The 26,508-nt window shown below is 70.6% G+C and carries 31 protein-coding genes and 1 tRNA gene; 5 read left to right on the forward strand and 27 right to left on the reverse strand.

Annotated features, from left to right (window positions below):
- Positions 1-12: 12 nt before the first annotated feature.
- The 4 genes from ACWD10_RS28090 to ACWD10_RS28105 all read right to left on the reverse strand — a co-directional run bounded on the left by ACWD10_RS28090 (position 13) and on the right by ACWD10_RS28105 (position 3,193).
- Entirely contained in the window at positions 13-525 is a 513-nt protein-coding gene (locus ACWD10_RS28090) for a copper chaperone PCu(A)C (RefSeq protein WP_451095815.1), read from the reverse strand.
- Positions 522-1,193, reverse strand: coding sequence for an SCO family protein (locus ACWD10_RS28095; protein ID WP_451095817.1), 672 nt, complete (start codon positions 1,191-1,193; stop codon positions 522-524). Before ACWD10_RS28095 ends, ACWD10_RS28090 begins: the two co-directional genes overlap by 4 nt.
- 236 nt (positions 1,194-1,429) lie before the next feature.
- Positions 1,430-2,242 carry a YcnI family copper-binding membrane protein gene (locus tag ACWD10_RS28100; protein WP_451095819.1) on the reverse strand — a complete coding sequence of 271 codons (813 nt, stop codon included), beginning with the start codon at positions 2,240-2,242 and terminating at the stop codon, positions 1,430-1,432.
- A 102-nt stretch (positions 2,243-2,344) separates the two neighbouring features.
- Positions 2,345-3,193, reverse strand: a complete 849-nt coding sequence (locus ACWD10_RS28105; RefSeq protein WP_451095821.1) for a hypothetical protein — start codon at positions 3,191-3,193, stop codon at positions 2,345-2,347.
- Between the two features lie 212 nt (positions 3,194-3,405).
- Between ACWD10_RS28105 and ACWD10_RS28110 the strand changes: the two genes are divergently transcribed.
- Complete coding sequence (locus tag ACWD10_RS28110) at positions 3,406-3,876, forward strand: ATP-binding protein (RefSeq protein WP_451095823.1); 471 nt, start codon at positions 3,406-3,408, stop codon at positions 3,874-3,876.
- 68 nt (positions 3,877-3,944) lie between these two features.
- Here the strand turns inward: ACWD10_RS28110 and ACWD10_RS28115 are convergent, their stop codons facing one another.
- Together ACWD10_RS28115 and ACWD10_RS28120 are read right to left on the reverse strand one after the other, a co-directional pair.
- Positions 3,945-5,423 (reverse strand): aminopeptidase P family protein, encoded by a 1,479-nt coding sequence (locus ACWD10_RS28115; RefSeq protein WP_451095825.1) that lies wholly within the window; start codon positions 5,421-5,423, stop codon positions 3,945-3,947.
- 148 nt (positions 5,424-5,571) lie between these two features.
- Complete coding sequence (locus tag ACWD10_RS28120) at positions 5,572-6,969, reverse strand: PP2C family protein-serine/threonine phosphatase (protein ID WP_451095827.1); 1,398 nt, start codon at positions 6,967-6,969, stop codon at positions 5,572-5,574.
- 672 nt (positions 6,970-7,641) lie between these two features.
- Here ACWD10_RS28120 and ACWD10_RS28125 point away from each other — a divergent pair.
- Positions 7,642-8,319 carry a bifunctional DNA primase/polymerase gene (locus ACWD10_RS28125; protein ID WP_451095829.1) on the forward strand — a complete coding sequence of 226 codons (678 nt, stop codon included), beginning with the start codon at positions 7,642-7,644 and terminating at the stop codon, positions 8,317-8,319.
- A gap of 102 nt (positions 8,320-8,421) precedes the next feature.
- On the forward strand, positions 8,422-9,129 hold the full coding sequence (locus tag ACWD10_RS28130; protein ID WP_451095831.1) for a hypothetical protein: 708 nt from the start codon (positions 8,422-8,424) through the stop codon (positions 9,127-9,129).
- Between the two features lie 258 nt (positions 9,130-9,387).
- Here the strand turns inward: ACWD10_RS28130 and ACWD10_RS28135 are convergent, their stop codons facing one another.
- The 3 genes from ACWD10_RS28135 to ACWD10_RS28145 all read right to left on the reverse strand — a co-directional run bounded on the left by ACWD10_RS28135 (position 9,388) and on the right by ACWD10_RS28145 (position 12,083).
- A complete protein-coding gene (locus ACWD10_RS28135) occupies positions 9,388-10,371 on the reverse strand; it encodes a DUF5926 family protein (RefSeq protein WP_451095833.1) in 984 nt (327 codons plus the stop codon).
- A 96-nt stretch (positions 10,372-10,467) separates the two neighbouring features.
- Complete coding sequence (locus ACWD10_RS28140) at positions 10,468-11,124, reverse strand: ATP-binding protein (protein ID WP_451095835.1); 657 nt, start codon at positions 11,122-11,124, stop codon at positions 10,468-10,470.
- Positions 11,125-11,231: 107 nt separating this feature from the next.
- Entirely contained in the window at positions 11,232-12,083 is an 852-nt protein-coding gene (locus ACWD10_RS28145; protein WP_451095837.1) for a glycerophosphodiester phosphodiesterase, read from the reverse strand.
- Between the two features lie 318 nt (positions 12,084-12,401).
- Here ACWD10_RS28145 and ACWD10_RS28150 point away from each other — a divergent pair, with 318 nt between their 5' ends.
- Positions 12,402-14,003, forward strand: a complete 1,602-nt coding sequence (locus ACWD10_RS28150; RefSeq protein WP_451095839.1) for a S1C family serine protease — start codon at positions 12,402-12,404, stop codon at positions 14,001-14,003.
- Between the two features lie 95 nt (positions 14,004-14,098).
- Positions 14,099-14,183, forward strand: a tRNA-Ser gene (locus ACWD10_RS28155).
- A gap of 137 nt (positions 14,184-14,320) precedes the next feature.
- Here the strand turns inward: ACWD10_RS28155 and ACWD10_RS28160 are convergent.
- The 18 genes from ACWD10_RS28160 to ACWD10_RS28245 form a co-directional block, all read right to left on the reverse strand.
- Positions 14,321-15,736, reverse strand: a complete 1,416-nt coding sequence (locus ACWD10_RS28160; protein ID WP_451095841.1) for a tyrosine-type recombinase/integrase — start codon at positions 15,734-15,736, stop codon at positions 14,321-14,323.
- A gap of 63 nt (positions 15,737-15,799) precedes the next feature.
- Positions 15,800-15,988: a helix-turn-helix transcriptional regulator gene (locus ACWD10_RS28165; RefSeq protein WP_451095843.1), complete on the reverse strand. Its 189-nt coding sequence runs from the start codon at positions 15,986-15,988 to the stop codon at positions 15,800-15,802.
- Between the two features lie 494 nt (positions 15,989-16,482).
- Positions 16,483-17,958 carry an ATP-binding protein gene (locus ACWD10_RS28170; protein WP_451095845.1) on the reverse strand — a complete coding sequence of 492 codons (1,476 nt, stop codon included), beginning with the start codon at positions 17,956-17,958 and terminating at the stop codon, positions 16,483-16,485.
- Positions 17,959-17,960: 2 nt separating this feature from the next.
- The gene (locus tag ACWD10_RS28175; RefSeq protein ID WP_451095847.1) at positions 17,961-18,845 is read right to left on the reverse strand and encodes a bifunctional DNA primase/polymerase; all 885 of its coding nucleotides are present in this window, start codon (positions 18,843-18,845) and stop codon (positions 17,961-17,963) included.
- Positions 18,846-18,931: 86 nt separating this feature from the next.
- Positions 18,932-19,453 (reverse strand): hypothetical protein, encoded by a 522-nt coding sequence (locus tag ACWD10_RS28180; RefSeq protein WP_451095849.1) that lies wholly within the window; start codon positions 19,451-19,453, stop codon positions 18,932-18,934.
- A 3-nt stretch (positions 19,454-19,456) separates the two neighbouring features.
- Positions 19,457-20,062: a hypothetical protein gene (locus ACWD10_RS28185; RefSeq protein ID WP_451095851.1), complete on the reverse strand. Its 606-nt coding sequence runs from the start codon at positions 20,060-20,062 to the stop codon at positions 19,457-19,459.
- 13 nt (positions 20,063-20,075) lie between these two features.
- Positions 20,076-20,270 (reverse strand): hypothetical protein, encoded by a 195-nt coding sequence (locus ACWD10_RS28190; protein ID WP_451095853.1) that lies wholly within the window; start codon positions 20,268-20,270, stop codon positions 20,076-20,078.
- A 32-nt stretch (positions 20,271-20,302) separates the two neighbouring features.
- A complete protein-coding gene (locus ACWD10_RS28195; RefSeq protein ID WP_451095855.1) occupies positions 20,303-20,488 on the reverse strand; it encodes a hypothetical protein in 186 nt (61 codons plus the stop codon).
- Complete coding sequence (locus ACWD10_RS28200) at positions 20,479-20,616, reverse strand: hypothetical protein (protein ID WP_451095857.1); 138 nt, start codon at positions 20,614-20,616, stop codon at positions 20,479-20,481. Before ACWD10_RS28200 ends, ACWD10_RS28195 begins: the two co-directional genes overlap by 10 nt.
- Positions 20,616-20,867, reverse strand: coding sequence for a hypothetical protein (locus tag ACWD10_RS28205; RefSeq protein ID WP_451095859.1), 252 nt, complete (start codon positions 20,865-20,867; stop codon positions 20,616-20,618). Before ACWD10_RS28205 ends, ACWD10_RS28200 begins: the two co-directional genes overlap by 1 nt.
- A gap of 140 nt (positions 20,868-21,007) precedes the next feature.
- On the reverse strand, positions 21,008-23,206 hold the full coding sequence (locus ACWD10_RS28210) for a cell division protein FtsK (RefSeq protein ID WP_451095861.1): 2,199 nt from the start codon (positions 23,204-23,206) through the stop codon (positions 21,008-21,010).
- 73 nt (positions 23,207-23,279) lie between these two features.
- Positions 23,280-23,588: a hypothetical protein gene (locus tag ACWD10_RS28215; RefSeq protein WP_451095863.1), complete on the reverse strand. Its 309-nt coding sequence runs from the start codon at positions 23,586-23,588 to the stop codon at positions 23,280-23,282.
- An 11-nt stretch (positions 23,589-23,599) separates the two neighbouring features.
- Complete coding sequence (locus tag ACWD10_RS28220) at positions 23,600-23,776, reverse strand: hypothetical protein (RefSeq protein ID WP_451095865.1); 177 nt, start codon at positions 23,774-23,776, stop codon at positions 23,600-23,602.
- A 143-nt stretch (positions 23,777-23,919) separates the two neighbouring features.
- Positions 23,920-24,165 (reverse strand): hypothetical protein, encoded by a 246-nt coding sequence (locus ACWD10_RS28225; protein ID WP_451095867.1) that lies wholly within the window; start codon positions 24,163-24,165, stop codon positions 23,920-23,922.
- A gap of 2 nt (positions 24,166-24,167) precedes the next feature.
- On the reverse strand, positions 24,168-24,587 hold the full coding sequence (locus ACWD10_RS28230; protein ID WP_451095869.1) for an RRQRL motif-containing zinc-binding protein: 420 nt from the start codon (positions 24,585-24,587) through the stop codon (positions 24,168-24,170).
- Positions 24,587-25,777, reverse strand: coding sequence for a hypothetical protein (locus ACWD10_RS28235; protein WP_451095871.1), 1,191 nt, complete (start codon positions 25,775-25,777; stop codon positions 24,587-24,589). The genes ACWD10_RS28230 and ACWD10_RS28235 overlap by 1 nt, the downstream gene beginning before the upstream one ends.
- A complete protein-coding gene (locus ACWD10_RS28240) occupies positions 25,774-26,223 on the reverse strand; it encodes a Pycsar system effector family protein (RefSeq protein ID WP_451095873.1) in 450 nt (149 codons plus the stop codon). Before ACWD10_RS28240 ends, ACWD10_RS28235 begins: the two co-directional genes overlap by 4 nt.
- Positions 26,220-26,489, reverse strand: a complete 270-nt coding sequence (locus ACWD10_RS28245) for a DUF6284 family protein (protein ID WP_451095875.1) — start codon at positions 26,487-26,489, stop codon at positions 26,220-26,222. The genes ACWD10_RS28240 and ACWD10_RS28245 overlap by 4 nt, the downstream gene beginning before the upstream one ends.
- Positions 26,490-26,508 lie beyond the last annotated feature (19 nt).

Genomic DNA, 26,508 nt, shown 5'->3' on the forward strand with positions numbered 1-26,508 from the left:
GGTTCACATCCCTCAGTGGTTCATCTTCGGGTTGTGGGTGGCGTCCTCGACCGTGAACTCGGTCGTGATCGGGTCCGACTTCGCGAAGTGCAGCTCGACGGCGATCTTGTCGCCCTTCTTGGGCAGCTTCTTCAGATCCATGAACATGACGTGGTTGCCGCCGCGCTCGAGCTTGAGCGTGCCGTTCTCGGGCACGTCGAGGGCGTTGACGTGCTGCATCTTCTGGCCGACGGTCTTGTGGAGTTGGATGTCGTCCGAGATATCGCTGGTGATCTTGGTCAGCTTGTCGGCGGCGCCCTTGTTGGTGACGGTGAGGAAGCCGCCGCCCATCCTGTCGGTGGCGGGTTCGGGCATGAAGCCGCCGGAGACCGTCAACTCGGGCTTGGCGGCGGCCTGCTGGGTCTGCTCGGACTTCTTGGCCGGATCGCCGGAGCCGTTGCTGTCGGCGGAGCCGGTGGAGCAGCCCGCCAGGGCCAGGCTCGCGGCCGCGGCAAGGGCTATGGCGAGGGTGGTGCGGGGGTTCACGGGTTCTCTCCCTTGATGATCTTGGGCAGGTCCTTGACGTAGTGGTCGGCGGTGGCTTCCTCGCCGTTGTAGACGACGTAGCCCTCGTCGCTCTTCGGCGAGAAGGCGATGACCTGCTTGCCGTGCATGGAGGTGACGGTGCCGTCCTTCTCCTTCTTCGGCGGATCGATGCTGATGCCGAGGGTCCGGGCGCCCGCCTGAATGGTCGGGAAGTCCCCCGTCAGACCGATGAACGACGGGTCCTGGGACGCGAGCCACTTGCCGAGCTCGGCCGGAGTGTCCCGCTCCGGGTCGGTGGTCACGAGGATCACCTGGAGCTGGTCGAGCTCCTCCTTGGGGAGCTTCTTCGCGAGCCGCTTCTTGGCGACGGCGAGGTTGCTCATCGTCAGCGGGCAGGCGTCCGGGCAGTTGGTGTAGCCGAAGTACATCAGCGTCGGCCTGCCCTTGGTCCGCTCGCGCAGGTCGAACTCCTTGCCCTTGGTGTCCTTGAGCACCAGGTCGGGCTTGGTGAACGGCCGGTCGAGCACGGTCGCGGCCTTCTCCTGGCTCTCCGCCGACACCGTGGTGACGGGGCTGTCCGCGCCGTCACCGGAGCCGCCGCAGGCCGACAGGGTCAGCGTGGCGGCGGCGAGCAGGGCGGTGGCGGCCAGAGCGGTCTTCTTGCGCATGACGGATGGTCTTCCCTGAGTGCGGTGGTGGGTTCCGGCGCGCGCCGGGTCCGTGCGTATGCAGACGTACGGAGGCGTACGGGGTGCCGTTCGCGGTGTCGTACGTGGTGACGTACGTGGTTGTCGTACGCGGTCGAGTACGGCAGGTGCGTACGACTACGACGAACGGTGCGAACACGGGCGCGTACGCACCCGTGCCTCACGGACGGCCCGGCGCGGGCCGGTGACGGCAGGACCTAGCTGGTGGCGCCGCCGTCGGAGTCGTCGGCGGTGCGCCTGCGACCGGCCAGGACGCCGAACGCGACGCCCGCGGCACCGACGAGAATGCCCGCGACGCCGAGGCCCCGGGCGAAGCCGTCGCTGCTGTCGGCCGCGGCCTGCTCGGTGCCGTCGGAGTCGCCGGCTCCCGCGGACTCGCCGGACTTGCTGTCGGCGGCCTGGTCGGCGCCGCCGCCGTGGCCGTCGCTCGCGGCGCCGAGTTCGAGGACCGGGGCGGGGGACTCGGGCTCCTCGCCGCCCGGCTGCGGCTCCTCGATCCAGCGCACGACCTCGTCGTTGGAGTAGGTCTGGAGGGCCTTGAAGACCAATTGATCGGCGTCCTTGGGCAACTGGCCGATCGAGACCGGGAACTGCTGGAAGGTTCCCGGCGCGATGCCCTTGTCGTCGGCGGTCCAGGTGACCTTGGTGATGGCCTTGTCGATCTTCTCGCCGTGCATCTCGATCGGCTTGTCCAGCTTGGACACCGTGGTCTTCACGTCCCAGCCCGGGACCGGCTGCGGCATCACGGAGGCGAGCGGGTGGTCGGTCGGGAAGTTGACCTCGAGCTTGGTGGTCGAGGCGTTGTCGCGCTCGTTCGGCACCTTGAAGTTGACCGTGGCGAAGCCGCCCTTGGGGGCCTCCCCCACGGGCTGCACGGTGACGTGGGCGAACGCGGGGCCCGCGGCGAACAGCACCGCGGCGGCGCCGACGGCACCGGCGGTGACCCGGCCGAGACGGCGATTGTTGAACGATCCTCGGGTAGAACGATGGGACGTGTGACGGGTCCTCATGTCAGAAACACTCCTCTTTCGGCAGGTGAACGAATGGGGGCGGACGGCACGCGCGCGTGGCGCGGCACCCCGGACGTTCAGCGAGCGTGGGAGGTGGCCGCGTCAGGCGGCGAGGTGGAACCCGTGGCGCGGCGGACCGCGCCGGATCACGCTGTCCTCGAGGACGGTCGTACGCGGCTCGGGCACGGACCACAGCGTGGTGAGGGCCGGTGGGACCTGCCCCGCGGGCGCCCCGGGCAGACCGGTACGCAGGGAGCGTACGAGTGCGAGGGCGGCGCGCAGCGAGCGGACGAGCGCCCCCTCCTCGACCCCGTACACCGAGAGCTCCATCAGGCGCAGCAGCGCCAGATCGCCGCGGCGTAGCAGCCAGCCGGTGACGGCGGCGGCGAGCAGATGGCCGAGCAGCATGGGGACATCGGGAAGCAGCGCGTCGACGTGCGTACCGGCGAGGGACCCGGCGGCGTCGGCGGCCGCGTGGCCTCCGTGCTGGTGCCCCGCACCGGAAGCCGCTCCGGCAGCCGGGTCGAGCCCCGCCGTGGTGAGGACGCGGCGCGCGTCGGCGGGGCTCATCCCCGCCGCACCGCCGCACATCAGACGCGCGGCCCGCTCGACCAGGTAGGCGTCCGCGGCGCTCCGGGCCGTGGCCCCGGAGCCGGTCCACGCCCCGGCCAGACAGTGCTGCCCGATCCCGAACAGCGCGTGCAGGCCGAGCTGCCCCACGGCGAGCCCGGCGGCGATGCCCGGCAGCGTCCGCGCCCGCCCGGCGAGCGGCGCCGCCACCGCGAAGACCGCGAGGAAGCCGACGCCGAGCGACCACAGCGGAACGCTGGCACAGGAGGCGATCGCGTGGCCGCCCGCGGACAGCGCGACGCAGACCGCGGCGAACACCACGGCCCTCAGCAGCCGGAGTCCGGCTCCGGCGCGCGTCTCGCGCGGGTGGGGGACAGCCATGACCGAGTCATCATCGCACTGGCCTTACCCGCCCCATACGGCAGGTCCGCAAGGTCCGGAACATCCCCTATACGCGCCCCCGCACGCGATACCTCGCACCCCTGCGTCCCCGCATCCGCCGTATGGGCGATATCACGTCAACTCGGCGCTTACGCACGGCCGGTCGGGGCAATACGTAACGGTATGTCGAGCCGGGGCCGGGAGGCTGGAGCATGAGCATCTGGTGGTCTCTCCATCTGCGCCGCGAGGCCGCGAGCGTGCCGCTCGCCAGACGCCTGCTGCTCGGCACGATGGAGACCGCGGGGGTTGATCCGGACATTTCGTACGACCTCTCGGTCGCGCTCAGCGAGGCGTGCTCGAACGCGGTGGCCCACGGCGGCCGCGCCGGCGAACGGCCGGAACCGGGCGACGCGTACCGCGTCACGGCCTATCTGGACGGCGAGAAGTGCTGGATCGAAGTGACCGATTCCGGCCCCGGGTTCCCGCTTGCCGAGCACACCCGCCCCGCCCCGCGCCCCACCGTCGAGGTGGACCTCGACGCCGAGCACGGCCGGGGCCTCGGCCTGATCCGGGAGATCGCCGACCACGCCTCGTTCGACAACCGGCCCGGCCATGCGGGCGCGGTCGTCAGCTTCGACAAGCTCCTCAAGTGGCGTGACGGCGCCCCGCTGGCGACGGCCTGAACGCTCCCCCGTACGCAAAAGAGGCCGGGCCCCACACGGGGACCCGGCCTCTGAACACACGTGGCACTTCAGTTGTCGAGCGACGCCATCCACGCCTCGACCTCGTCCGACCGGCGCGGCAGCCGGTCCGAGAGGTTCCGGTTGCCGTCCTCGGTGACGAGGATGTCGTCCTCGATCCGGACGCCGATGCCGCGGTACTCCTCCGGCACCGTCAGGTCGTCCGCCTGGAAGTACAGGCCCGGCTCGACGGTCAGGCACATGCCCGGTTCGAGCGTGCCCGCGACGTACGCCTCGGTGCGGGCCACGGCGCAGTCGTGCACGTCCATGCCGAGCATGTGACCCGTGCCGTGCAGGGTCCAGCGGCGCTGCAGGCCGAGGTCGAGTACCCGCTCCACCGGGCCCTCGACCAGGCCCCACTCGACCAGCTTGGTGGCGAGCACGCGCTGCGCGGCGTCGTGGAAGTCGCGGAACTTGGCGCCCGGCTTGACCGCCGCGATCCCGGCCTCCTGGGCCTCGTAGACGGCGTCGTAGATTTTCCTCTGGAGCTCGGTGAAGCGGCCGTTGATCGGCAGCGTGCGGGTCACGTCCGCGGTGTAGAGCTCGTTCGTCTCCACGCCCGCGTCGAGCAGGAGCAGCTCGCCGGAGCGGACCGCTCCGTCGTTGCGCACCCAGTGCAGCGTGCAGGCGTGCGGACCGGCGGCGCAGATCGAGCCGTAGCCCACGTCGTTGCCCTCGACCCGGGCGCGCAGGAAGAAGGTGCCCTCGATGTACCGCTCGCTGGTGGCCTCGGCCTTGTCCAGGATCTTCACGACGTCCTCGAAGCCGCGCGCCGTGGACGCGCACGCCTTCTCCAGCTCGGCGATCTCGAACGCGTCCTTGACCAGGCGGGCCTCGGAGAGGAAGACCCGCAGCTCCTCGTCGCGCTCGGCGGTGACCTTGTCGGTCAGGGCCTTCTCGATACCGGCGTCGTGGCCGCGGACCACGCGGACCGGGCCGGTGGCCGAGGCGAGGTGCTCGGGCAGCTCGCGCACGTCGGACGTGGGGATGCCGTAGAGCGTCGCGGCCTCGGTGAGCGAGTTGCGGCGGCCCACCCAGAGCTCGCCCTGGCCGTCCAGCCAGAACTCGCCGTTCTCACGGTTGGAGCGGGGCAGCAGGTAGAGGGTCGCCTCGTGGGCGTCGTCCTTGGGCTCCAGAACGAGTACGCCGTCCTCCGTCTGGTCGCCGGTGAGGTACGCGTACTCGGTCGAGGCGCGGAAGCGGTACTCGGTGTCGTTCGAGCGGGTCTTCAGGTTGCCCGCGGGGATCACGAGGCGCTCGCCGGGGAAGCGGGCGGAGAGTGCGGCGCGGCGGCGCGCGGTGTGCTCGGCCTGGGCGACCGGCTCGAGGCCGGTCAGCTCGGTGTCGGCCCAGCCGGACCTCATGTTCGCGGCGAGCTCGTCGGAGACGCCCGGGTACAGGCCGTTCTTGCGCTGCTTGATGGGCTGCTCTTCGGACTCCTCCGAGGACTCCAGGGTCGCTGGGGTCTCAGGGTTGAGCGCGTCGGCCACGGTCTGCCTCCTCGGTAACGACAATGGACCGCCCTCCATCGTAAGTCCGTACGGAGGGCGGCCCCGGAGCCGCGGACAGCGGCCGGTGTCACCGGCGGTGCCACGGTCGGCGTCATTACGGGCGGCACTACGGGTGCCACTACGGGGGTCACTCGAACCTCGCCGCGAGCAGGACCACATCCTCCCGCCCGTCCGCCTTGTCGAGCTCGTCCGGCAGGACGGTGCGCAGGACGTGGTCGGCGATGGCGCCGGGGTCGTCACGGATCGATTTGGGCACGCTCGCGGCGGCCGCGTGCAGCCGTGCGAAGGCCCGGTCCATCGCGTCGCCGGTGCGGTGAAGCAGTCCGTCCGTATACAGCAGCACCGTTTCGCCGGGCTCCGGCGACAGGTCCACGCTGGGCGCCTCCCAGCAGGCGAGCATCCCGAGCGGTGCGGAGAGCGAGGTCTCCACGAACTCGGTGCGCCGCTCCCCGACGATCAGCGGCGGCGCGTGCCCGGCCCCGGCCAGGGAGATCTTGCGGCGGTGCGGCTCGCAGTACGCGAACAGGGCGGTCGCCGAGCGCGCCGGTTCGGTGAGCCGGAGCAGCAGTTCCAGGTCGGACAGGACCGCGACCGGATCCTCGCCCTCCATCACGGCGTACGCCCGCAGCGAGGCCCGAAGGCGTCCCATCGCCGCGACCGCGCTGGGCCCGGACCCGGTGACGGAGCCGACCACGAGGCCGAGCGCGCCCTCGGGCAGCGGCAGCGCGTCGTACCAGTCGCCGCCGCCGCGCGGCCCGGTGCGGTGCCGGGCGGCGAGCTGCACCCGGGCGACCCGGGGCAGACGGCTCGGCAGGAGCTCCTCGGTGATGGTGGCCAACTCGGTGCGGGACCGCTCCAGTTCGAGGAGCTGAGCCAGGTGCTCGGCGGCGTACCGCAGATAGAGGCCGATGAGATGGAGCTGGCGCTCCACGGGTTCGGCCGGCTCGTCGTAGAGCCAGACCACGGCGCCGAGCCGGCCCGCGTCGGGGGTCTGCAGGGGCATGGCGTAGCTGGCGGCGTAGCCGAGCCGGGCGGCGACCTCGCGGTGGCGCGGGTCGAGACCGTCCTCGGCGAGCAGATCGGGGGTTGCGACCCCGGACTGGCCCTCGGGCAGGCCCTCCAGGATCCGGCCGTACGAAGTGGCGCTGCGCGGCACCGTCTCGATGTGCCCGAGCTCGGCGTGCGCGAGACCAAGGCCGATGGTGGTGTCCGGGCCGCGGCCGTCGGCGGGTTCGAACACCACCAGACCGCGGCGGGCGCCCACCAGTTCGGCACCGGCGCGCAGGAGTTCGTGCAGAGCGGCGTCGAGGTTCCCGGTGCGGGCCAGGGACTCGGTGTGCTCGTGCAGCGTGGTGAGGTCGGAGACCCAGCCGGCGAGTCGATCCTGCAACTGGGCGCTCGGAGCATGGGAGCCCGCGGCGGGAGGGGCGTGGGTGGCCGGTGTGGCGGCCGGGGGAGCGGACTGCACAGGGGACGGAACCGTTGAATCGATTCCGGCCACTTTCGGGAGGTGCGGGGCGTTCATGGTGTCCGGCTTTCCGGACCGTGCAAATTGCTCAATAGCATCGCAAACCCCCTGTCATTCTGCGTCGCCAGCAATGTCTCCACATCTACACGCCCTGGTGAGGGGATGTCCAGCATTGTCCTGCTGGGATTCCTGGTGTCCGTGGGGCCAGTGGGGCGTAGTGGTTGATGAGAGGGCGATGCATCGATGATCGACAGGCCGGATCGGGGCGGAAATAACTTGGCCAAAAACAACCAGAAGTAACCGGGTATTGCGGTCGACTGGGATTGTTCAACACGGCGTCATGACGGTCGCGGAGCGGCCGTGATGGGTACGTATTCGGTGGAGGGCGGGGGCAGTTGGGCCGTCCCGGAACCCAACACCGGAGCCCGGCGTCTTAACCGCCGACGGCCGCTCCCGCACCCCGGGGCGGAAACGGCGAGTCCTTGGCCCGGATACGACGCCAGCGCACAGCGAGCAGCAGCACACGCACAAGGCATACGCAACTGGCACAGAAGCGCCATGCGCGCGCCACCCTCCGCCAGGCTTTAATGGAGCACAGCCACGCTCGACTCGTGGGGGATCCCCTTGCCTCGGGCGGGGAGTGTGATGCGCCGACTTGTACGCACGGTGAACTGACGCACGCATGGTGTGATGTGGCCCTCGGCGTTCAACGGAAAGGAACGAGCGCTCATGCGCGAGATCCTCGGAAGGCGACGCAGGCTCCTGTCGAAGCGCTTTGGTGGGCGGTCCCGCGGTAGGCCCGAACCGGCCGCCGCCGCCCTGACCTTCGCGGCCCGATGGGGCTGGCCGGTACTCCCCGGCGTGGGCCTCAGTCGCTCCGGCTCCCCCGGCTGTGCCTGCCCCGACGCCGACTGCGCGGTGCCCGGCGGGCACCCCTTCGACCCCGGCCTCCTCGCCGCCACCACCGACGAGCGCATGGTGCGCTGGTGGTGGACCAACCGGCCCGGCGCCCCCATCGTGCTCGCCACCGGCGGCCCGGGCCCGAGCGCCGTCAGCCTCCCCGCGGTCTGGGCCGCCCGCGCCCTCGCCGACCTGGACCGGGCGGGCATCCGGCTCGGCCCCGTGGTCGCGAGCCCCGACCGCTGGTATCTGCTCGTCGCCCCCTACTCCATGGCCCGGCTCGGCGAACTCCTCTACGCCAAGGACCGGGTGCCCGGCGCGCTGCGGTTCCACGGCAGCGGCGGCTATGTCGTGCTGCCGCCCGGCGAGACCGGCCAGGGCGAGGTGCGCTGGGAGCGCCCGCCGCTGCCCGGCTCGGGCACCCCGTGGGTGCCGGACGTCGAGGCCGTGGTGGACGTCCTGGTGGACACCCTCACTCATACGGGTGTGAGCGCGCCCGAGTTCTAGGCGAACCGGGCGCGCGCCGTCCCGGCTCGACCCCCCACACCGCTATCTTTCGGGATCACGGGGAGCACGTTTTTCCCCTTTCATCCCTTGGTAGTTGAGCAGGTGGGTTCCTTGCAGCGAGTTCGTCCGGCGGTACTCACGGCGGCTGTGCTGCTCGGTGTCCTCGTGCCGCTGGCCGGAGCGTCCGCGGGCACGCTGGGCGACGGCGCCGCACACGAACTGCGCCAGATCCTCGACGTACGACAGGAAGCGCCGGGCGTACGAGAAGACGGGCGGAACGCCGGGGACGCCGCGGACGCGCAGGACGAACCGGCCGGGACCGCGGACGACAAGGGCCGCGACGGTCGCGGCGGCAGTGATGCGAGCGAAGAGCCCGCGCCCGCCAAGGGCCTTCTGACCGGCATCGGTCTGACCGCGGCCGCGCACTGCGGGCCCGAACTCGCCTCCCCCGAAGGGGTCGAGGCGCAGACCTGCATTCTGACCCAGGCCGGCGACACCTGGGCGCGCACCTACTACCGCAATGCCACCGGGCGTGAACTGCGCGCCGTGCTGACCGTCATGGGCCCCGGCGGCCGCACGGTGCAGATGCACTGCGTGGTTGCCGCGGGCGACGAACCGGACGCCTGTGAGACGCCGAGGGAGCCGTCGCAGGGCGAGCCGCAGGAGTACACGGCGGTGGCGGAGTTCTCGGCTCAGCCGCCGAAGGCGGAGGGCGACGGCGGGCGGCCGGGCGGGGCGTCCGAGGCACCGACCGAGCGGCCGCTGCTGCTCCGCTCGGGCAGCAACTCGACGCCGCAGAACGGGAGTTGAGCGCGGACCCGGGCGCACGCTTGTCGCCGACGGAACCCGGACATAGCAGCGCCCGGTCGCTGGCGACGGGGGATGCACCAGCGACCGGGCTACCTGAACGGTAACAAGAGATCGGCAGTTCGCAAATTCGATCTCGCCTATTCGGACATGGATTTACCTGCAACTACCGGTAGTTGTGACACGAGTCATACATGCCCGGCCTGAGGCTTACGTCCGATTGTGCACCGTTCTTCCGTTTTATCCGCTCGTTCCGTCCGGTCAGTTGAGGGTGACCTGGCGGTTGGTGAGGCCGCCGCGGGCGCGCCGCTCCTCGGCGCTGAGCGGGGCGTCGGTCGCGAGCGCGGCCGCGAGGCGCTCGGCGAACTCGGCGGCCGGCTTCTCCACGTCCGCCGCCGTCATCCCGCTCGGCAGGTCCCACACCGGCACGAGCAGGCCGTGCGCCCGGAACGAGCCGACGAGCCGGGTGCCCTCACCGAGCCCCGAGGTGCCCGCGGCATGCAGCCGGGCCAGGGCGTCGAGCAGCTGCTCCTCGGGGTGCGGCATGACCCAACGCAGGTGGTTCTTCTCCGGGGTCTCGCACCAGTACGCGGCGTCGACGCCCGCGAGCTTCACGGTCGGGATCGCGGCGGCGTTGGCCCGCTCGAGGGAGGCGGCGACCTCCGGCGAGGCGTTGCCCTGCTCGGCCTCGGGGACCCAGAACTCGAAGCCACTGTGCACGACCGGCTCGAAAGTACCGTCCGGGTCGAGCAGGTCCTGAAGGCGCGGCCCGTCGGCGGGCGCCCGGCGGCCGTTGACCGGCTGCCCCGGCGCGGTGGTGAGGGCGAGCTGGAGGGTGTCGGCCAGGTCGCGGCTGAGGTCGCCGGAGGCCATGTCGTTCTGGAGGCCGATGAAGACCGAGCCGTCCTCGCGGCGCAGGCCCGGCCAGGCCATCGGAAGCACGGTCGCGAGCGTGACCGACGGAACGCCTTCCGGCAGGCCGTCCTTGAGCGGCAGCTCTACGGTGGCGGCGGGCACCAGCTCGCGCAGCGCCACCCAGTCGCACTCGCCGGGCAGGCCCTCGAAGGGGCGCTGCACCAGCTCGGTCACGGCGTGCGCGGCCTCCCGGCCGTGGCAGGCCTTGTAGCGCCGGCCGGAGCCGCAGGGGCAGGGTTCGCGGGCGCCGACGACCGGGATCTCTCCGTCGGTGAGCTGTGCCTTCTTGCCCTGGGGCCGGCCCTTGGTCTGCGGGCGCTTCTTCGCCATCGTGGGTGTCTCCCGGTTACGGCTCTGTACGTACGGGCGCGAGCCTAGCCGTTCGTACGTACAGGCAGTGCGCGCAAACCGTACCGGCGCGACCGGTCAGCCCAGATCCTCGAAGGGATCGGCGAATTCGAGCTCCGCGGCGACGGGTGCCGCGGGTGCAGCGACGCGCGTAGCGAAATCATCGCGGCGGTGCCCGTCCTGAATGAGCACCCACACCGTGACTTCGCCGGTGGCGCTGTCGCGTACGCCCCAGTCCTGTGCGAGGGCCGTGACGATGTTGAGGCCGCGGCCGCCGCGTGCTGTGACCGAGGGGGTCGCCGGGGTCGGCCGGGTGGGCCCGCCGCCGTCCGTCACCTCGACGGTCAGGCGTCCCGCCGCGTCGACCCGCCAGGCCGCGCGCACGTCGCCGTCGCCGCTGCCGCCCACTGCTCCGTTGCTCGCCGCTCCATTACTCACCGCTCCGTTGCTCAGCGGCCTGCCGTGTCGGCAGGCGTTACTGAGCAATTCGGAAAGGATCAGGACGGCGTCGTCTATGACCGCATCCGACACTCCGCTGATGCGGAGTTGATCGCGCATTTCGCGTCTTGCTTTCCCCACGCCCGCAGGGCCATGGGGAACGGCCATGCTCGACGACGCGGGCACCTCCTGTGCCACCACCAACGCCACCCCCGAGACCTCCTTTGCCCCACGCCACGGGTTGGATGCCCCAATGGACTGGACCGGAAACCGGCCGATCCATGTGTGGTGACGCACTTGTCACGATCGAATACGGATCGAACGCGCCGGTGCACTCTGCGTGAGGGACGGATGGGGCGGAAGGGGCGGAGTGCGGCGCGCTGGCCGCCGTGGGAACCCCCGGCTCACATCCGGCCGAGCTGGCCGAGGACCGCGCGGGGGCGGTTGGTGATGATCGCGTCGATGCCGAGGCTGGTGCAGAGCTCGACGTCCTCGGGCTCGTTCACGGTCCAGACGTGCACCTGGTTTCCCGCCTTCTGGAGCCTCTCGATGAACGCCGGGTGGTTGCGGACGATGCGGATGCCGGGCCCCGCGATACGCACGCCCTGCGGCAGCCGTCCGTCGCGGTACCGCGGCGAGACGAACTGCATCAGATAGACGGTGGGCAGCGTGGGCGCGGCGGCGTGCACGCGGTGCAGCGAACGCGCCGAGAAGCTCATGATCCGCACGGGGGACGGACCGTCGGCGGGCGGAGCGTCCAGGCCGAAACGCTTGAGCAGGAGCAGCAGCCGCTCCTCCACCTGGCCCGCCCAGCGGGTGGGGTGCTTGGTCTCGATGGCGAGCTCGACGGGACGGCCCGCGTCGGTGACGAGTTCGAGGAGCCGCTCCAGGGTCAGCACGGAGGTGTCCGCGTGCCCCGGGGCCTCGGTCCAGTCGGGGGAGTCCGTGGAGGTCTCGGCGTCGGAGCGCAGCTTCCAGGAGCCGAAGTCGAGGGCGGCGAGGTCGGCGAGCTCGAGGGCGGAGACGGCGCCCTTGCCGTTCGACGTACGGTTGACGCGCCGGTCGTGCACACAGACGAGATGGCCGTCCGCGGTGAGGCGGACATCGCACTCCAGCGCGTCGGCGCCGTCCTCGATGGCCTTCCGGTACGCGGCCAGGGTGTGTTCGGGGGCGTCGTCCGAGGCGCCTCGGTGGGCGACGACCTGAGGGGTCTGCTGACCCGGGCCCACGGCCGGGGTCTGTGGTGCGGAAGTCACCGCGTCATGGTGTCACTGTGCCGATCCTCCGATGCGGCGGGCTCTGGGGATGCGGTGGCTTCGTACGGCGTCAAGGATGGCATTCGTACGTCGTTTCGTACGGTTTCTGTACGGCTTCGTGCGCCGTCGTACGTCGTCGTACGCCAGGGCGGCCTGGCCCGGCGCCGGGAGGCGGCCGGGGCACGGCCGGGCACGGGCCGCACCGGAGGCTGGACACACAGGTGCGGCTTACGGTCACCTGACGTCCGGTGGGAAAAGCTGATCCCACACTTATACACAGCCGAGCCGTGGAACCGACCCGACCGAGGAGAGAGAGCTGTGAGCACCGAGAACGAGGGCCAGGGCAACGAGGCACCCCCCGTCCCGCCCACACCTCCCGTGCCTCCGGCATCCGCTCCCGATGCGCCGTCCGGTGCCCCGACGTCCGGTGGCGCGGGGGAGGGCGGAGCGGCTGCGGGGGGCGCTGCTGTGGGGGGCGGCGCTGTTTCGGGTGGCGCGGCTGCGGGTGGAGCGCCTGCAGGTGGCGCGGCTGCAGGTGGAGCGGAGCACGCCACGGCGCCGTTGCCGCCGGTGCCGTCCGGGCCGGAGGCGTCCGCTGCGGGGGCCGGTGCCGGTGCCCGTGCGGGTGCCGGTGCTGGTGCCGGTGCTGGTGCCGGTGCTGGTGCCGGTGGTGAGGGTGCCGCGGCCGGCTGGCCGCCGCGGCCCACACCCCCCTCCGTTCCGGCGTACGCGGATCCCAACGCTCCGCACTCGACCTGGGGCGCCTCGTACCACCCGCCGGAGCCGGGCGCGGGCAAGGGCCGCGGCAAGGGCGGCCTGGTCGCCGCGGTGGTGGCCGCGGCCCTGCTCGCCGGTGGCGTCGGCGGCGGCCTCGGCTACTGGGCCGCGGAGCGCAACGACAACGTGACGGACTCGACGACGATCACGGCCTCCGACACCCCGGCGGACCTCAAGCGCGATCCGGGCACGGTCGCGGCCATCTCCGCGAAGGCGCTGCCGAGCGTCGTCACCATCGACGCGCAGGGCGGCGGCGTGACCGGGCAGGGCGAGGGCGGCACCGGCACCGGCTTCGTCTACGACAAGCAGGGCCACATCCTCACCAACAACCACGTGGTGGAGTCGGCGGCGGACGGCGGCAGGATCTCGGCGACGTTCTCGAACGGCAAGAAGTACGAGGCCCAGGTGCTCGGCCGGGCGCAGGGCTACGACGTGGCCGTCCTGAAGCTGAAGGACGCCTCGGGCCTCAAGCCGCTGGCGCTCGGCGACTCCGAGAAGGTGGCGGTCGGCGACTCGACCATCGCCATCGGCGCCCCGTTCGGCCTCTCCAACACGGTCACCACGGGCATCGTCAGCGCCAAGAACCGCCCGGTCGCCTCCAGCGACGCCACCGGCAGCGGCAGCTCGTACATGAGCGCCCTGCAGACCGACGCCTCGATCAACCCGGGCAACTCCGGCGGCCCGCTCCTGGACGCCCGCGGCGCGGTGATCGGCATCAACTCCGCCATCAAGCCCGCGGAGAGCGACGGCCTGGGCGGCGGCGGCCAGGGCGGTTCGATCGGCCTCGGCTTCGCGATCCCGATCAACCAGGCGAAGAACGTCGCCGAGCAGCTGATCAAGAACGGCAAGGCGGTCTACCCGATGATCGGCGCCTCGGTCCAGATCCAGCAGGGCGCCGGTGACGGCGCCCGGATCTCCGAGGACTCCGCGAACGCGGTCACCAAGGGCGGCCCCGCGGACGAGGCGGGCCTGAAGCCCGGCGACCTGATCACAAAGCTGAACGACCGCCCCATCGACAGCGGCCCCACCCTGATCAGCGAGATCTGGACGTACAAGCCGGGCGACACGGTGAAGCTCACCTTCAAGCGCGGCGGCGAGGAGCGCACGGTCGACGTGGTCCTCGGCAGCAAGGGCGAGGACTGAAAGCCCACTTGACGCCACTCCCCCGCCCACCGGCCCACGAACCGCCCCACGGCCGGTAGGCTGTAGGCCGCTCCGCCGCAGGTGGGTGGGGCAAGGGTGGGTTGCCCGAGCGGCCTAAGGGAACGGTCTTGAAAACCGTCGTGGCGCGAGTCACCGTGGGTTCAAATCCCACACCCACCGCATGCAGGTCAGCTTAGGTGCTGGTCAGAAGGGGTGCCCCGGTCACCGGAGCACCCCTTTCGCGTTCGGGCTGTCTCACCCTTTCTCGCCCGTATCCCAGTCCTGACCAGTACGTATGGGCCATCTGTGGGCCAGAGTCAGGGCTGATCTTCCTCGTCGAGCGCACGGGCGATGAGGTTGTTGGAGTGCTGCTGGCCGCCCTTCAGGATCTTCGCGTAGAAGCGGTACAGCACGGCGATGCTGTGACCGGCTCGGGCGGCGACCTCCGCAGGGTCTACGCCCGACTTGATCCAGAGCGAAACGCCCGCGTGCCGCAGGGAGTACGGAACTGCTGCGAGCGCCGATTTGACCTCGCGGGGGGTGAGCACGGCCTTTCGCGCGCTCTCCCAGATGTCGCAGTACTCCGTGGATGGCACGCGTCCACCCCGCGCGGCCCGGAACAGACGGCCATCGTCGGCCGTGCCGTAGCGGGCGATGTGCTCTCGTAGCAGATGAACGAGAACGGGCGGGATGGGCACGGTACGCGTCGCGCCGCGCTTACGGCGCTTGAGTCCGCGCTGCTCATACGACGTGCCCTCGTCCGTCCAACCGCCGCCGACTTCTGGGCGGCTCTCCCCAAGCAGTAGCTCACCCCACTCCTTGACGGAGTCCGATGAGTTAGGCGGCAAGGTGCAGTCCGATTCCTTGAGTGCGACGATCTCGCCGGGCCGCATGGCGGCATAGTAGAGGCACCCGAAGAACGCGTGCAGGTGCTTGCCGCGCGGTCCGGAGTCGCGGACGGCTCCGAGCAAGGCGCGCGCTTTGCTCGGGCCCGGTACATACCGGAAATCAATCTCGTCGTCGCTCTCGGGTGGCGTCCAGTCCACGCGGGGCAGCGGATTCGCGGTGAGGAGCCCTTTCTCCTCGACCGTGTAGCGGAGCACGTTGCTCAGCACCATGCGCTTGCGCCTGGTCGTGTTCTCGGCGGCTTTGCGCCCATCCAGACGGAGCGACAGAGCCTCTAGGGCGGGACGTAGAAGCGCAGGGTCTTCCAAGTCCTTGACCTTTATGGAGCGGGTCGCAATCCACTCCAGGGCGGCGCGGATGTCGGCGGGCGGCTCCTCTACGGTGTGGCGCGACACCCAGGCCCCTTCGGGGTCGCGGACAGCCCGGAATGCCCACTGATACAGGGCTGCACGCAGCACTGCCGCACCGGGTGCGCCCCGCTTGCTGGTGACCAGCGCAGGGGTCACGACGGCGAGCGATTCCGCGATGCTCGCCCGGTGCTTGGCAGCGGCTCGCGGCCACTTCATGAGTACGTACTCGGTGGCGTGCTCGTACCAGGAAGGGGACGTGCGATCTCTGAGCTCGGACACGGGAAGGCCCGTTTCCTCGTCGAATTGCTGGTGCCCGCGCAGAGCGGCCATCAACTGCGACTGACGCCCCTCCGCCTGCGTCTTGAGCTTGAAGCTCCGGGAGTGGGAACGCTCGCCGACTCGCCAACGCAGTTCCCAGGGCTTCGGTCGGCCAGCGCGCTTGCGGATGGACCAGAAGTCGACGTCGTACGTGAGCATGTCTCTCCAGACAGAACAACGAGGGGCCCGCGCTGAGCGCGGGCCCCGTTGAGGTGGTTGGGTTCAGGCGGCGCGTTGCTCGCAGCGCTCCCACCAGGCGTCCAAGTCCGCCCTACTGACCCGGACTTGGCCGTTGGGGAGCTTTCGTAGACGTGGAGCGTGACCGCGCGCACGCATCCGGTAGAACGCGGCGCGGCTCATGCCGATCTCTTCGAGGACTTCGGGGAGCTTGAGCATGGGTTGGCGAGACATTCCGTGGCTCCTCGGGGAAGCGTCGGGAGTGGCGGGGAAGTTGGAGTCACATCGCTGTCGGTTTCGGGGCCTCTCGGGAGCCCGCGTGTGTCCGAGGTGCGGAATTCTGCGTCACCGCGTCACCTGCGTCAGTTACGCCTCTGACCTGTGGTTTTGAGTGACGCAGAGAGGGCGAGACTGTGTCACCGATGACGGAGGTCTCTGTCATCGGTGACGCGGGTGACGCGGGGTGACGCAGCCAGCGCCCGCCTGCGTCACCGCTGTTGCGGCAGGTCACGGGCCGTTTCCCGCCCTCGGGTGACGCGGTGACGCAGCGTTCTTCTCTTCGGACAAGAGAGGGGTGTCTGTTGTGGTGCGGTGCGGCTTAAGACGTGAAGAAGGAGCCGCATTCGCGGCGCGACCATCGAGCGGCGGCAAGCCGCCGAACAGCAAGAAGAGCACGTCGGGCGCCGGGTGCTCTTCTTGCTTGTCCAGGACGGCGGTGATGCCGCAGGTCAGAACACTTGCTCCTGCTCCTGTGGGGGCGGTGCCGACGGTCGGCTCATCTCGATGTAGCGGGCCGCGCTGGTGCGGCCCCAGTCGATGAGGACGCCACGAGCGGCAAGCGTCGGCTGAAGCCGCTTGAGACGGTCGGAGAGGACCTTGCCTGTGGTGGGCCAGCCCTTGGGCAGGGGACGGCAGTCCTCGCCGCTGTAGAGGCGGGTGAGGCAGTGGAGCCATTCGGCGGAGGTCATCCGCTGCTCGGCGCCCGCTTCGAGGTCGGCGGCGTGCTTCAGGACGGTCTGCGCGAGCAGGTCGCCCTCGATGACGTCGTCATTGAGGTCGTCCAGGCTTCTCCGGTACGCGCCGAGCGCGCCGAACCCCGTGGCCGCATCGAGCTGTGCGCACAGGTGGGCGAAGTCGGCCATGCGGAGATCCGTGGGGATGTCGGCCTCCGCCGCGCGGACCTTGACGGTCAGATCGAGGAGCGAGCCGAGAACGACGGGCAGGACCTCCTCGTACTCGGCCCACAGTTCGGCCTCGGTACGCCGGGTACGGGGACGCTCCAGGCGGAGCGGCAGGAGCCGTTCGGCAAGGTCGGGCCGGATGACGCCCACGTCGATGCCGGTCATGAGCAGGGGGCGGCGGTAGCGGGCCCGGACCACGTCGCCGTCGGTGTACAGAGCGCGTTTGACGGTCTCGGCCCCGGTGACGATGCAGCACATGGCGTCGGAGAGGTCCGGGGCCAGGTGAGAGAGGTTGTCCAGGGCGGTGACCCATCCGGCCGCCACGGCCGCGATCAGGTTCTCCTCGTCCTTCGGGGCGCGGCGCAGGTCGCCGCTCATGCCCTCGATGATCCGCACGAGCATGCGTCCTCCGGTGGACTTGCCCGCGCCCTGGGGGCCGGTGAGGAAGGGGGCGGGGACGGGCACGGACGGCGCGAGGCAGCCGATGAGCCAGGCGACGGCCAGGCATTCGGTCTCGGCGTTGGCGAAGTTGCAGAGCCTGAGCAGGAGGTCGATGCCCTTGCCGTTGGTGTCCTTGGCGGGCAGGGGGAGTTCGCCGGTGAGCTGGGTGCGCCGCCAGCGCACCTCCTGCGGGTCGGGGACGGCGATGTCCCATCCGGTGGGATGGATGCGGACCGACTGGCCGTCGTTGCGGCCGAGGTCGAGCCAGGTGGCGCCGTCGAATCCGGGCGCGACGCGGATGTGGACGGGCTGTACGTCCTCGCTCATCGCGAGTGCTTCGATCAAGTCCAACGCCTCCTTGAGGGCGGTCCCGTTGAATGCGCCGTGCCCGTCGTTGAACAGGCCGACCATGAGTTCCTGCCGGTGGCTGCCCGCAGTGCCCTGGGAGCGGATCGGCCGGGCGATGGGGTGGCCGTTCTTCTGCGCGTACACGGTGCCGTCGGCGGTACGGAAGTATCGGAAGTGCTGCCCTGCGTAGTCGGCGATGACTTCGCGGGCCGGAGTCTTGTCGTCGTCGGACATGGCTACAGTCCCAACCGGGTGCGGGCGTTGGTCCACGCGTCGGTGCAGTGCCGAGGCGATTCGCCCTTGGCCTGCGCGGCGGTGAACAGCCGCGTGACGTGAGCGTCCGTGAGACAGCCGCACCGGCCGTGAGCGGACAGCACAGCCAAGAATGTGCTGTAGACGGTGTTGTGGATCGCGCTGGGAGCCTCGGTGATGCGCTGCTCCGCCATGGCGATGCCACGCTCCAGGTAGGCGGGCGTGCGGTGAGGGCACTGCCCGCCCCCGGCCAATGCAGGCGCGGTGATGGCGTGCGGTGCAGGCCAGACCGTGGGCTTCTTCACGGCCAGCGCGCGGACGACCGCAGGCAATGCCGTGATGGTGCCGGTGCCGGGCCCGAGCCAACGCGCATAGGACATACGGGACTTGATGTCCACGCCAGGGCGCATGGCGTTCACGGAGCGCATGGTGCCCCGGTAGATCCAGTGCTGCCCGCGCGTGGTGGCCACCGTCCGTGTCGAGGGCAGGTGCTCATGGGCCCAGGTGACCGCGTCGGCGTTGTCCAGGTCCACGACGGTGAGCCTGGCTCCACCGGGGTGGTAGGCGACCGCAGTGGCCTGCATCCACGCACGCCTCCACATACCCGAGTTGATGATGTCCGGGTCCGTGGTGGCGGCGGCCCAGGCGTGGCAGGGAGCCGGGCAGTGACAGGGCCCGGCCTGCTTCATGTTCGGTCGGCCGCCGCACGCGTTCTTGGCGCAGGCCCGGCAGTTGCCGAACGGCACTTTCCCGGCCCGCAGCGGCAGGACCGGGAAGCCGGATGCGGCGAGGTCCAGGGCGGTGCGCTGGTGCTCGTTCAGGCCGTCACTGCGGCTGTGCTCTCGCCGGATGTCGGCAGGTTGGGTCATGCTGGATGTCTCCAGTTCCTTGGACGGATGCTGGCGAGCAAGGGCGGCCCCGGTTCTTTGGCGAGAGGGGGCCGCCCTTGGCGTCGTTAGTGGTACTTGGCCCACTGGGCGTATTCCTGGCGGACGTAGGCGCGCGGGTTGGCCTCAGCGGCGGCGTGGACGGGTAGGTTCGGGCCTTCGCTGATGTATCCGCCGCCCCAGATCTCGTCGTCGCGGTCCATCGCCAGCAGCCGTTCGGCCGCTTTGGCAGCGACCTCGGTCGCGTCCCCGTGGATCCCGGCCTCTGCATCGTCAAGGGCGATGCGGTCGAGGACAGCCGCCTTACGGAGCCAGAAGTCGCGCCCCAGCGTGCCGCTCAGGGGCTTGTCGGCGGCGGTCTTGGCGACCCAGCCGATTTCGCTGGCGATGCTCGGCGCCTTCGCGTAGGCCTCCTCGGGCGTGGGCCAGGCGGCCGGGGCGGGGAGGTGGTCGGCGCGGACGTACAGGCGCTGCTGGCCCGGGGTGCGGGACGGGTAACTGCGCACCAGGCCGGTACGGAACGCGCCCTTCAGGGCGTTGCCGATGCGGACGGCGTCCTTGGGTTCGCAGATGACGCGGATCTCGAACATGTCTCAGTGCTCCTTGTCGGTGTGCATGACGGGGAGTTGGGGCAGGCCCGCGTCGGCGAGGGCCTGGGGGTCGTAGCCGGGCAGAGTGGCGCGGGTGAGCAGGGCGGTGGCGAGTTGTTCGGCGTAGGCGGCCCCGGCGCGGGCGGTCTCGATCTGGGCCCCGGCGCGGATGGCTTCGACGCGTTCGACGTGGGCTTGTTCCTCGCGGCGTACGGCCACGTGCCGGTCGTGGACAGTCTGTTCCTTGCGCTCGTGGCGCCAGAGGCGGGCGGCGAGGCCGTAGCCGATGCCGGTGGCGATGGCCCACAGCAGCAGCGGCAGGGAGAGGCCGTCGGCGTATCCGGCGACGCCGGCGAGGGCGAGGGCGGCGGATGCGGTGAAGGCGGTGACGGTGGCGGTGGTGTTGCCGAGTCGGCTGGCGCACACCAGCCCGGCCGCGGCGCAGCTGGCGGCGAGGGTGCCCATCAGCACGGCGTCGCCGACGCTGTGTTCGGCGCCGTTGGCGTTCCAGATCCGCCCGAGGATGAGCACGGTGGAGGTGGCCAGGGCGGGGCCTGCTTTGGGCGCTGCGAGGGCGAGCCAGTGCCGGGCGATGAGGGGTTCGTTCACGACCGGATCCCTCCTAGCTGTCGATGCTGCGGATGACGCTGAGGGCGCCCGCAACGAGGTCGTTGATGGTGGTGCGGGCGTCGGTGTCGGCGAGGTAGAAGCCGAACAGCACGAGGAGCACGGCGGCGCCGATGCCGACGGCCCGGAACCTGATCAGGACCACGGCGGCGATGCCGAGGATCAGCACGAGCGAGAGCGTGAGACTCATCAGTGGTTCTCCTTTCGGGGCCGGTGGCCGTGTCAGCGGCGGCGGTTGCGGGCGCGGGCGTCCTCGCGGGCCTGGGCCTTCTCGCGTATGCGGTCGATCTCGTTCTCAACGGCCTCGATGGGCTTGCCGCGGGACTGGCGGCGCAGCGCCTTGGCGGAGAGGTAGAGCACGCGGGCCATCTCGCGGGCGTTGTGCGGGTCCTTGTTGGTCAGCGCCATGACGGCGTCTCCTGACGTGAGTTGGGGTGGTGGAGGCGGTCGTGCGGCGCGGGGGCGGGGTCGCGGTGGCAGGAGCCGATGGCGACTCCGAGCGCGATGAGGAAGAGCAGGGGCCGCAGGCGGGGCATCAGCGGGTGCCCTCGTGGTGGAGGCGGCGGGTGCGGTTGAACAGCCACCAGCCGACGCGTATGCGGCGTCCCTCGCCGCGGCAGCGGCGGCACACCTTGCCGACCTTGAGCCTGCCGCGGCGGGTGATGCGGGCTTTACGGCCGACGCCGTGACACTTGCGGCAGTTCCCGAACGGGCTGACCGCACACACCACGATGTAACAGACTGTGACGGCGAGTAGGCAGGTGCTAGCAAGGACGGGGAGGGTCATGAGAGTGCCTCTCGGGGCGGGATCTGGGGTTTTCGCAGGTGGGCCGCTAGACGCTAGTTCGCTGATCAACGGCAAGATGAGGCGCTAGCGGGGCTGCTAGACCTAGCAGCGGGGGGTGCTAGGTCTAGCAGCCGTGTTCGTCAGCCAGCGGCCCGCTTTTCGTCACGCTCCGCAATCGCTTTGAGGAGGTGGGCGCGGTGGATTCCGCGCCGGTTGGCGCCCTCGCCGTCGTCGGTGGTGCCCCACACCTGGGTGGTCTTGACGCCGTGGGGCTTGAGGGCGCTGGTGACGTTCTCGCCCTTCCACTCGCCGTAGACCTCGGGCCGCAGGTCGGCCAGGCGCTGAGCGATCCGCTCGCACCAGACCTTGTCCTCGTCGACCGTGACGACCGAGCGGACATCGGCGAGCAGGTCGAGACCGGCCGACGCGGCGGGTGCTTCGCCCAGGGCGTGGCCGGTGACGTTGCCGTAGGCCTCGCGCATGGTGCGGGCGCGGGCCACGACCTGCTCGGCGCCGACGGCGTCCACGAACGCGCTGGCGACGATGCGCGGGTCGTCTCCCTCACCGGCCATCCAGCAGATGCCGAGGTCGGAGCGGGAGAACATGGTGGCCCGGTATCCGGCCTTGTAGGCGCCGGTGCTGAGGACCATGTCGTTGGCGGTGTGGCCCATGACCTTCAGGCAGAACCGCAGCACGGCGTTGGCGGAGATGCCCGGGGGCAGCGACTTGGCGTCCGGGCGCTGGGTGGCGAACATGCCGATGATGCCCAGGGCCGGACCGCGCTTGGCGATGTCGGTGCAGATCTCCTCGATCTCCGCCCCGTACTTGTCGTGCTCGAAGCCCTTCTGGCACTCGTCCAGCCCGACGACGATCGGGTGCAGGCGGAGGCTCTTGTCGTTCGCCAGCTCCGGGGTCACCTTCGACTCCGGGCAGCGCGAGCGCGGCAAGGTCTTGATGACCTTCGCCCGCCTGCGTAGCTCCGTCTTTAGTTCCCGCAGCGATTCGAGGACGTAGAGGATGTCCTCGTCCTCTTCACCGGCCCGGTAGCGGTGGCAGACCGGCTCCAGGGCGCCGAAGTCGCCGGTGCCCTTGAAGTCGAAGGCGTGGATCTCGGCGCGCGGGTCGAGTGCGGCGATGAGCAGGAGCAGCCGCATCAGGAACGTCTTGCCCATGCGTGGGATGGAGCCGACCACGACCGAGGCGAACATGAGCGTGACGGACACGTCCCGCATGCGCTGGTCGTTGCCGAACACGACCGGCTTGAACAGGTCCACCTGCCCGGACTTCAGTAGCGGCCAGGCGGGCTTGGTGGTCTCGTTCATGGGCTTGTCGCCCACCCACAGGATCAGGCGGCCCTCGTGCTCCGAGGCATCGGCCGACGGCCACACACAGCCGACCTTGCGCCGCAGACCGGAGGCGAGCGGCTTACGGGCCTCCATGATGTCCTCCGGAGTGACACCCCAGGGAAGGTCCAGGTCAGCGCGGTATCCGGGCCCGTCGCGGGTGATCTCGGAGGTGAAGCGCATGCCGTTCATGTCGCCGCCCTTCTTGATGGCGGCGGTCAGCTTCGCGTTGCCGATGTTGTCCAGCGCCCGCAGCACGACCAGGCCCGTCAGCTTCGGTACCTCGCTGAGGCGGACGGCCGGGCCGATGACCGGGTGATCCTCGTGCTGACCCGCATACCCGAGCACGAGGACGGTCAGCGAGCCGAGCAGCGTCAGCCACATCGGGGCCAGCACATACAGGGCAAGGGCCAGGGACAGGCCGAACACGGTCGCGATCGTGGCGACCAGAGCGCGCAGCCTCACCCGACGGTCCCGCTGGCGGGAGAGCACCATGTACTCCCCGGCGTCCTCATCGCGGACCGCCGCGGCCCGCAGCGGAGCAGCCTCCTTGTCCCACACCCACGCGTTCGTGGACTTCAGGAACCGGGCCGTGCCTCGCGGCGCGTGCGAGGCGAGCCGCAGCGCATAGACGCCCGTGATGATCCGCAGACCGTGGAACCGAGTCGCGTACCAGCCCCGGTTCACCGCCAGCGAGGTCGTCGCGACGAAGTCGCGCTGGTTGGTGAGCCAGGACGGCAGGATCGGGCGGCGCTTCTCCACCGTCACTCCGGTGCCCGTGAGGGTCGGCGGGTCGACCGGAGTCGGCCTGGCGGAGTCGGCCGACTCGTCATCGTCCAGGTCGGCCGACTCGCGTGGTGTCGAGTCGGCCGACCCGGTGCGGGCGGATCGGGCCTTGTCGAGGTCGACTACCTCGCCGCCCGAGTCGGGCTGGGAGTCGGCGGCCATCTCTGCTTCGAGTCGGTTGAACAGTTCGTCGTCGTCAGGATGCTTCACTGGGGTGTCCTTCTCTCGGGAGGGAAGGGGCCCGGCCGCGTGCTGTGGAAGGTGGCGGCCGGGCCCGTGTGGGTCAGCAGATCCAGTCGGTCTCGTCGAAGCCGTTCAGGTAGCCGTCGGCCTTGCCGAGGAGGACGGTCTTGGCCGGGTCGTCGTCGGCGAGCTGGTAGGCGTTGGACAGGTAGAGGTGAGCGGCCTCCATCTCCTCGCGGTCGCTGGCCCAGATCCCGCTCTGGGCAAGGAGGTGGACGGCTGAGTCGACGTGGTCGATGAACTCTGCGGCGGTCATTTCACCGAGGTCGCCCTTGTCGAGCATGGTGGCGAGCAGGTCCGTGTGGCGGTGGATGAGCTGTTCGAACGTGGTGCTGGTCGTGGCGGTCATGCCGGTCTCCTTCAGTTCTCGCCGCGCTGGCGGCGCAGCTCGGCTGCGATGTCGTCGTGGGTGGAACCTGCTTTGAGGGCCGCGCCGATGGCGTCCAGGACGGTGTGCGGGTCGGTGCGGCATTCCGGGCCGCCGTGCCCGAGCACGGCCTCGGCGGCAGCTTCGACGGCGGACTGTTCGCGTGACATGGGGTGGCTCCTCGCGGGTCGGGAAGATTGGGCCCGGCCGCGTGCTGAAAGCGGGCGGCCGGGCGTGAGTGCGGGGCCTTGAACGGCATGGTCAGCACCATCCCCAGGACTTCTTGGCGGCCGACGGGTGTTGGGCTTGCCCATCACCGACCACCCCCGGTGCCCAGCACGTCGCGGTCGATCGAGAAGAACAGAACCGTGGCGCCCACGTCCGTCAGTCCGAAGTGCTGCTTCACCTGGGCATACACGGCGGCGTACGCCTGCTCGCGGGTGTGCACACCCTCGCTGATCGGGAGCGTCCCATCTGTGGTCGCCTGACGGCCGTCCTCGGTCTGCAGGCTCATGATCCAGTGGTATGCGACCGCCTGAGTCGTCATGGTCTCGCTCATAGTCAGCCCCTCCTCAGGGACGCGTCGTTGGTGCGGGTGGAAGTGGCGTTCTGGGCGCTGTCGTGGCACAGCAGGCACATGCCGAGCGAGGTCGGCAGGCAGTAGCCGTAGGTGATCCGGCACTTCGGGCACGTTTGGCGGGCGAGCATCGCCAGCGCGAGCGCACCCCACTTGCGCGAAGTCATCGGCCGTACCGGCTTCGCGCGGTCGATCCGGTAGAGGTAGGCCACCGAGCATCCGGCCTTGCGGCGGCGCGAGCGCCGCATGAGCTGGGCTGCGACGGGCTGACCGCCCGGCCGCAGCCCACGGGCCCGTAACTGGCGACGTGTGGCGTAGCCGTCCGGGGCAAGGCGCCATGGGTAAGTGGGGATGCCGTAGCGGGCGCCGATCGGGTCGTAGCACTTGCTGTATGCGGCGGGCATCAGGCCACCGCCTCAGCATCATCGGCGGCCCGCTGGGCGCGCTCGGACTTGAGGGTGTCGCGCAGCACGCGGGCGTTGGCCGGGGAGGTGTGCACCTCGCGGCGGATGCCCTCGCCGGTCAGCTTGTTGTCCGGCCAATCGGCCGTCACCTGCCGCGCCTCATCGAGCAGTTGCTCCCAGGTGCGCTTGGGCCGGGGCGGCTTGGCCACGTCCGGGACTCGGCCGGTGGCCCGGCGCGGCCGGGTCGATTCCGCCGCCACAACGGGGTGCTCGATCGGCTCGACGGGGGTCGACTCGATCGCCGGGGCAGGCTTGAACAGCAGGGTCGGCTTCAGGAAGTCGACCGGCACCGGATCGGGTACCTGTACCCGCTCCAGCACCACCTGCGCCGGAGTCGATTCCGGCAGGTCAGAGGTAGACCGTTTCCTCTTGGTCTCGGTCGATTCCTGCGCATTCGTCTCAGCGGGCGTGGGGTCGATCGATGGAGGCTCGGCCGCCGTCTTCGGCGCGGGGATCGGCTCCGAGGGGCCCCAGACCGGGAGCTCCCAACGGGGTGCGACGCCGGGCGTGACGGGGGTCGTCACGCTGGTCAGCGCCCTGCCGGTGCCCTCGCCCTGCCGCGCCGTCTCCAGCGTCGACCACGCCCCCGCGAGGGTTCGGGCGGTCTTCGCCTTAACGCGTGCGACGTGGGCCCCGGCCCCCGTCACGGCCGTCAGCCGGGTCGCCTCGGTGGCGGCCTCAGCCCGGAGCCGGGCACGGGCCACGGCCGCCTGGTCGCGGGCTTCCTGCTGGATGCCCTGGATCGCATCCAGCGCCACGGGGGTGAGCGCGGTGCGCTCCCACAGCGCGTGCACCAGCCACAGCGCCTTGGCCGCAAGCGGCAGCCAGGCCACGGCCAGCCACGCCCCCGCAGACTCTTCAGCGACGAGCGCGTGGGCGACCAGGACACCGGTCGCGACCAGGCCGAAGCACCAGCCCACGCCGGTTACCACACGGCTGTGGTCGCCCTGGGCGGCCAGGCGGCGCTCGTAGGCGAGGGTGGCCAGCCACCCGCCGTCGATCCCGAGACCGACCACCACAGCGACCAGCCACGGCACGGCCGTGCCCAGCCACATCACGACCACGGCCAGGGTGAGCACCATGGACACCGCCGTCATCGCGACGGCGGGCAGAACGGTCTTGGTGTTCATGCCGTGCCCCCCACTGCGAGCAGGGCGGCAAGGACGAGCAGCGCCCCACCGACACAGGTCAGGTCGACCGCGCGGCGCAGGCAGGTGAACTTGGCCACCGCGAGCCGGGACAGTCCGGCGATGTCGGCGGCCCGATCCTGGCCGTATACGGCGTCGGTGATCTCCTCCGCCGTGAGGGTGGCCCAGAGCGGGAACCCGTGCCGACCACGCAGGTTCGGCCGCACCGACCGCAGCAGCAGACCAGCCGCCGCGGCCAGCACCGCCATACCGAGCCCGCCCACCACATAGGCGGGCAGGTTCATCGGCAGGTCACGGGCGACCGTCCAGGCGCCGACGAGCACCGCACCGACGAACGCCAGCAACAGAGCCGTCTTCGTGTCCGTCCGCGCGATCTCCGCCTTCACTTCGGCGTGCGCGGCCTTCAAAGGCGATTCGGTGGCGCTCATGCCGCACCACCCATCCGAACACCCGCGATCGCCTGGTTGATCAGCTTGCGGCGGGCGGCGAGCACCCGGCGCCGGGCACGGCGGATGCGCCGCTCATCCAGCTCCGCGGGCGCGCGGTCCAGGGTGACGATCTGCGCGTCCAGCAAGTCGACACCGGCCAGGATGACCGGCATCTCCCGCTCGATCGCGTCCAGCTCCGCGTCCGTCGGGTCGCGGTCGATCAGGTCGACGGTAACGACCGTCTGACGTGCAGCGATGTCCTTCATGGGTCGTGTTCTCCCTAGC

It is taken from the genome of Streptomyces sp. NPDC002851, from assembly GCF_053591935.1.

Bases quoted from the DNA above. Each gene is read 5' to 3' on its own strand.
- ACWD10_RS28245 (WP_451095875.1), bottom strand. From the start codon at position 26,489: ATGAAGGACATCGCTGCACGTCAGACGGTCGTTACCGTCGACCTGATC.
- ACWD10_RS28110 (WP_451095823.1), top strand. From the start codon at position 3,406: ATGAGCATCTGGTGGTCTCTCCATCTGCGCCGCGAGGCCGCGAGCGTG.
- ACWD10_RS28225 (WP_451095867.1), bottom strand. From the start codon at position 24,165: ATGAGCGAGACCATGACGACTCAGGCGGTCGCATACCACTGGATCATG.
- ACWD10_RS28125 (WP_451095829.1), top strand. From the start codon at position 7,642: ATGCGCGAGATCCTCGGAAGGCGACGCAGGCTCCTGTCGAAGCGCTTT.
- ACWD10_RS28230 (WP_451095869.1), bottom strand. From the start codon at position 24,587: ATGCCCGCCGCATACAGCAAGTGCTACGACCCGATCGGCGCCCGCTAC.
- ACWD10_RS28200 (WP_451095857.1), bottom strand. From the start codon at position 20,616: ATGCCCCGCCTGCGGCCCCTGCTCTTCCTCATCGCGCTCGGAGTCGCC.
- ACWD10_RS28100 (WP_451095819.1), bottom strand. From the start codon at position 2,242: ATGAGGACCCGTCACACGTCCCATCGTTCTACCCGAGGATCGTTCAAC.
- ACWD10_RS28160 (WP_451095841.1), bottom strand. From the start codon at position 15,736: ATGCTCACGTACGACGTCGACTTCTGGTCCATCCGCAAGCGCGCTGGC.
- ACWD10_RS28180 (WP_451095849.1), bottom strand. From the start codon at position 19,453: ATGTTCGAGATCCGCGTCATCTGCGAACCCAAGGACGCCGTCCGCATC.
- ACWD10_RS28195 (WP_451095855.1), bottom strand. From the start codon at position 20,488: ATGGCGCTGACCAACAAGGACCCGCACAACGCCCGCGAGATGGCCCGC.
- ACWD10_RS28105 (WP_451095821.1), bottom strand. From the start codon at position 3,193: ATGGCTGTCCCCCACCCGCGCGAGACGCGCGCCGGAGCCGGACTCCGG.
- ACWD10_RS28240 (WP_451095873.1), bottom strand. From the start codon at position 26,223: ATGAGCGCCACCGAATCGCCTTTGAAGGCCGCGCACGCCGAAGTGAAG.
- ACWD10_RS28170 (WP_451095845.1), bottom strand. From the start codon at position 17,958: ATGTCCGACGACGACAAGACTCCGGCCCGCGAAGTCATCGCCGACTAC.
- ACWD10_RS28220 (WP_451095865.1), bottom strand. From the start codon at position 23,776: ATGTCACGCGAACAGTCCGCCGTCGAAGCTGCCGCCGAGGCCGTGCTC.
- ACWD10_RS28205 (WP_451095859.1), bottom strand. From the start codon at position 20,867: ATGACCCTCCCCGTCCTTGCTAGCACCTGCCTACTCGCCGTCACAGTC.
- ACWD10_RS28165 (WP_451095843.1), bottom strand. From the start codon at position 15,988: ATGTCTCGCCAACCCATGCTCAAGCTCCCCGAAGTCCTCGAAGAGATC.
- ACWD10_RS28135 (WP_451095833.1), bottom strand. From the start codon at position 10,371: ATGGCGAAGAAGCGCCCGCAGACCAAGGGCCGGCCCCAGGGCAAGAAG.
- ACWD10_RS28215 (WP_451095863.1), bottom strand. From the start codon at position 23,588: ATGACCGCCACGACCAGCACCACGTTCGAACAGCTCATCCACCGCCAC.
- ACWD10_RS28095 (WP_451095817.1), bottom strand. From the start codon at position 1,193: ATGCGCAAGAAGACCGCTCTGGCCGCCACCGCCCTGCTCGCCGCCGCC.
- ACWD10_RS28120 (WP_451095827.1), bottom strand. From the start codon at position 6,969: ATGAACGCCCCGCACCTCCCGAAAGTGGCCGGAATCGATTCAACGGTT.
- ACWD10_RS28235 (WP_451095871.1), bottom strand. From the start codon at position 25,777: ATGAACACCAAGACCGTTCTGCCCGCCGTCGCGATGACGGCGGTGTCC.
- ACWD10_RS28190 (WP_451095853.1), bottom strand. From the start codon at position 20,270: ATGAGTCTCACGCTCTCGCTCGTGCTGATCCTCGGCATCGCCGCCGTG.
- ACWD10_RS28175 (WP_451095847.1), bottom strand. From the start codon at position 18,845: ATGACCCAACCTGCCGACATCCGGCGAGAGCACAGCCGCAGTGACGGC.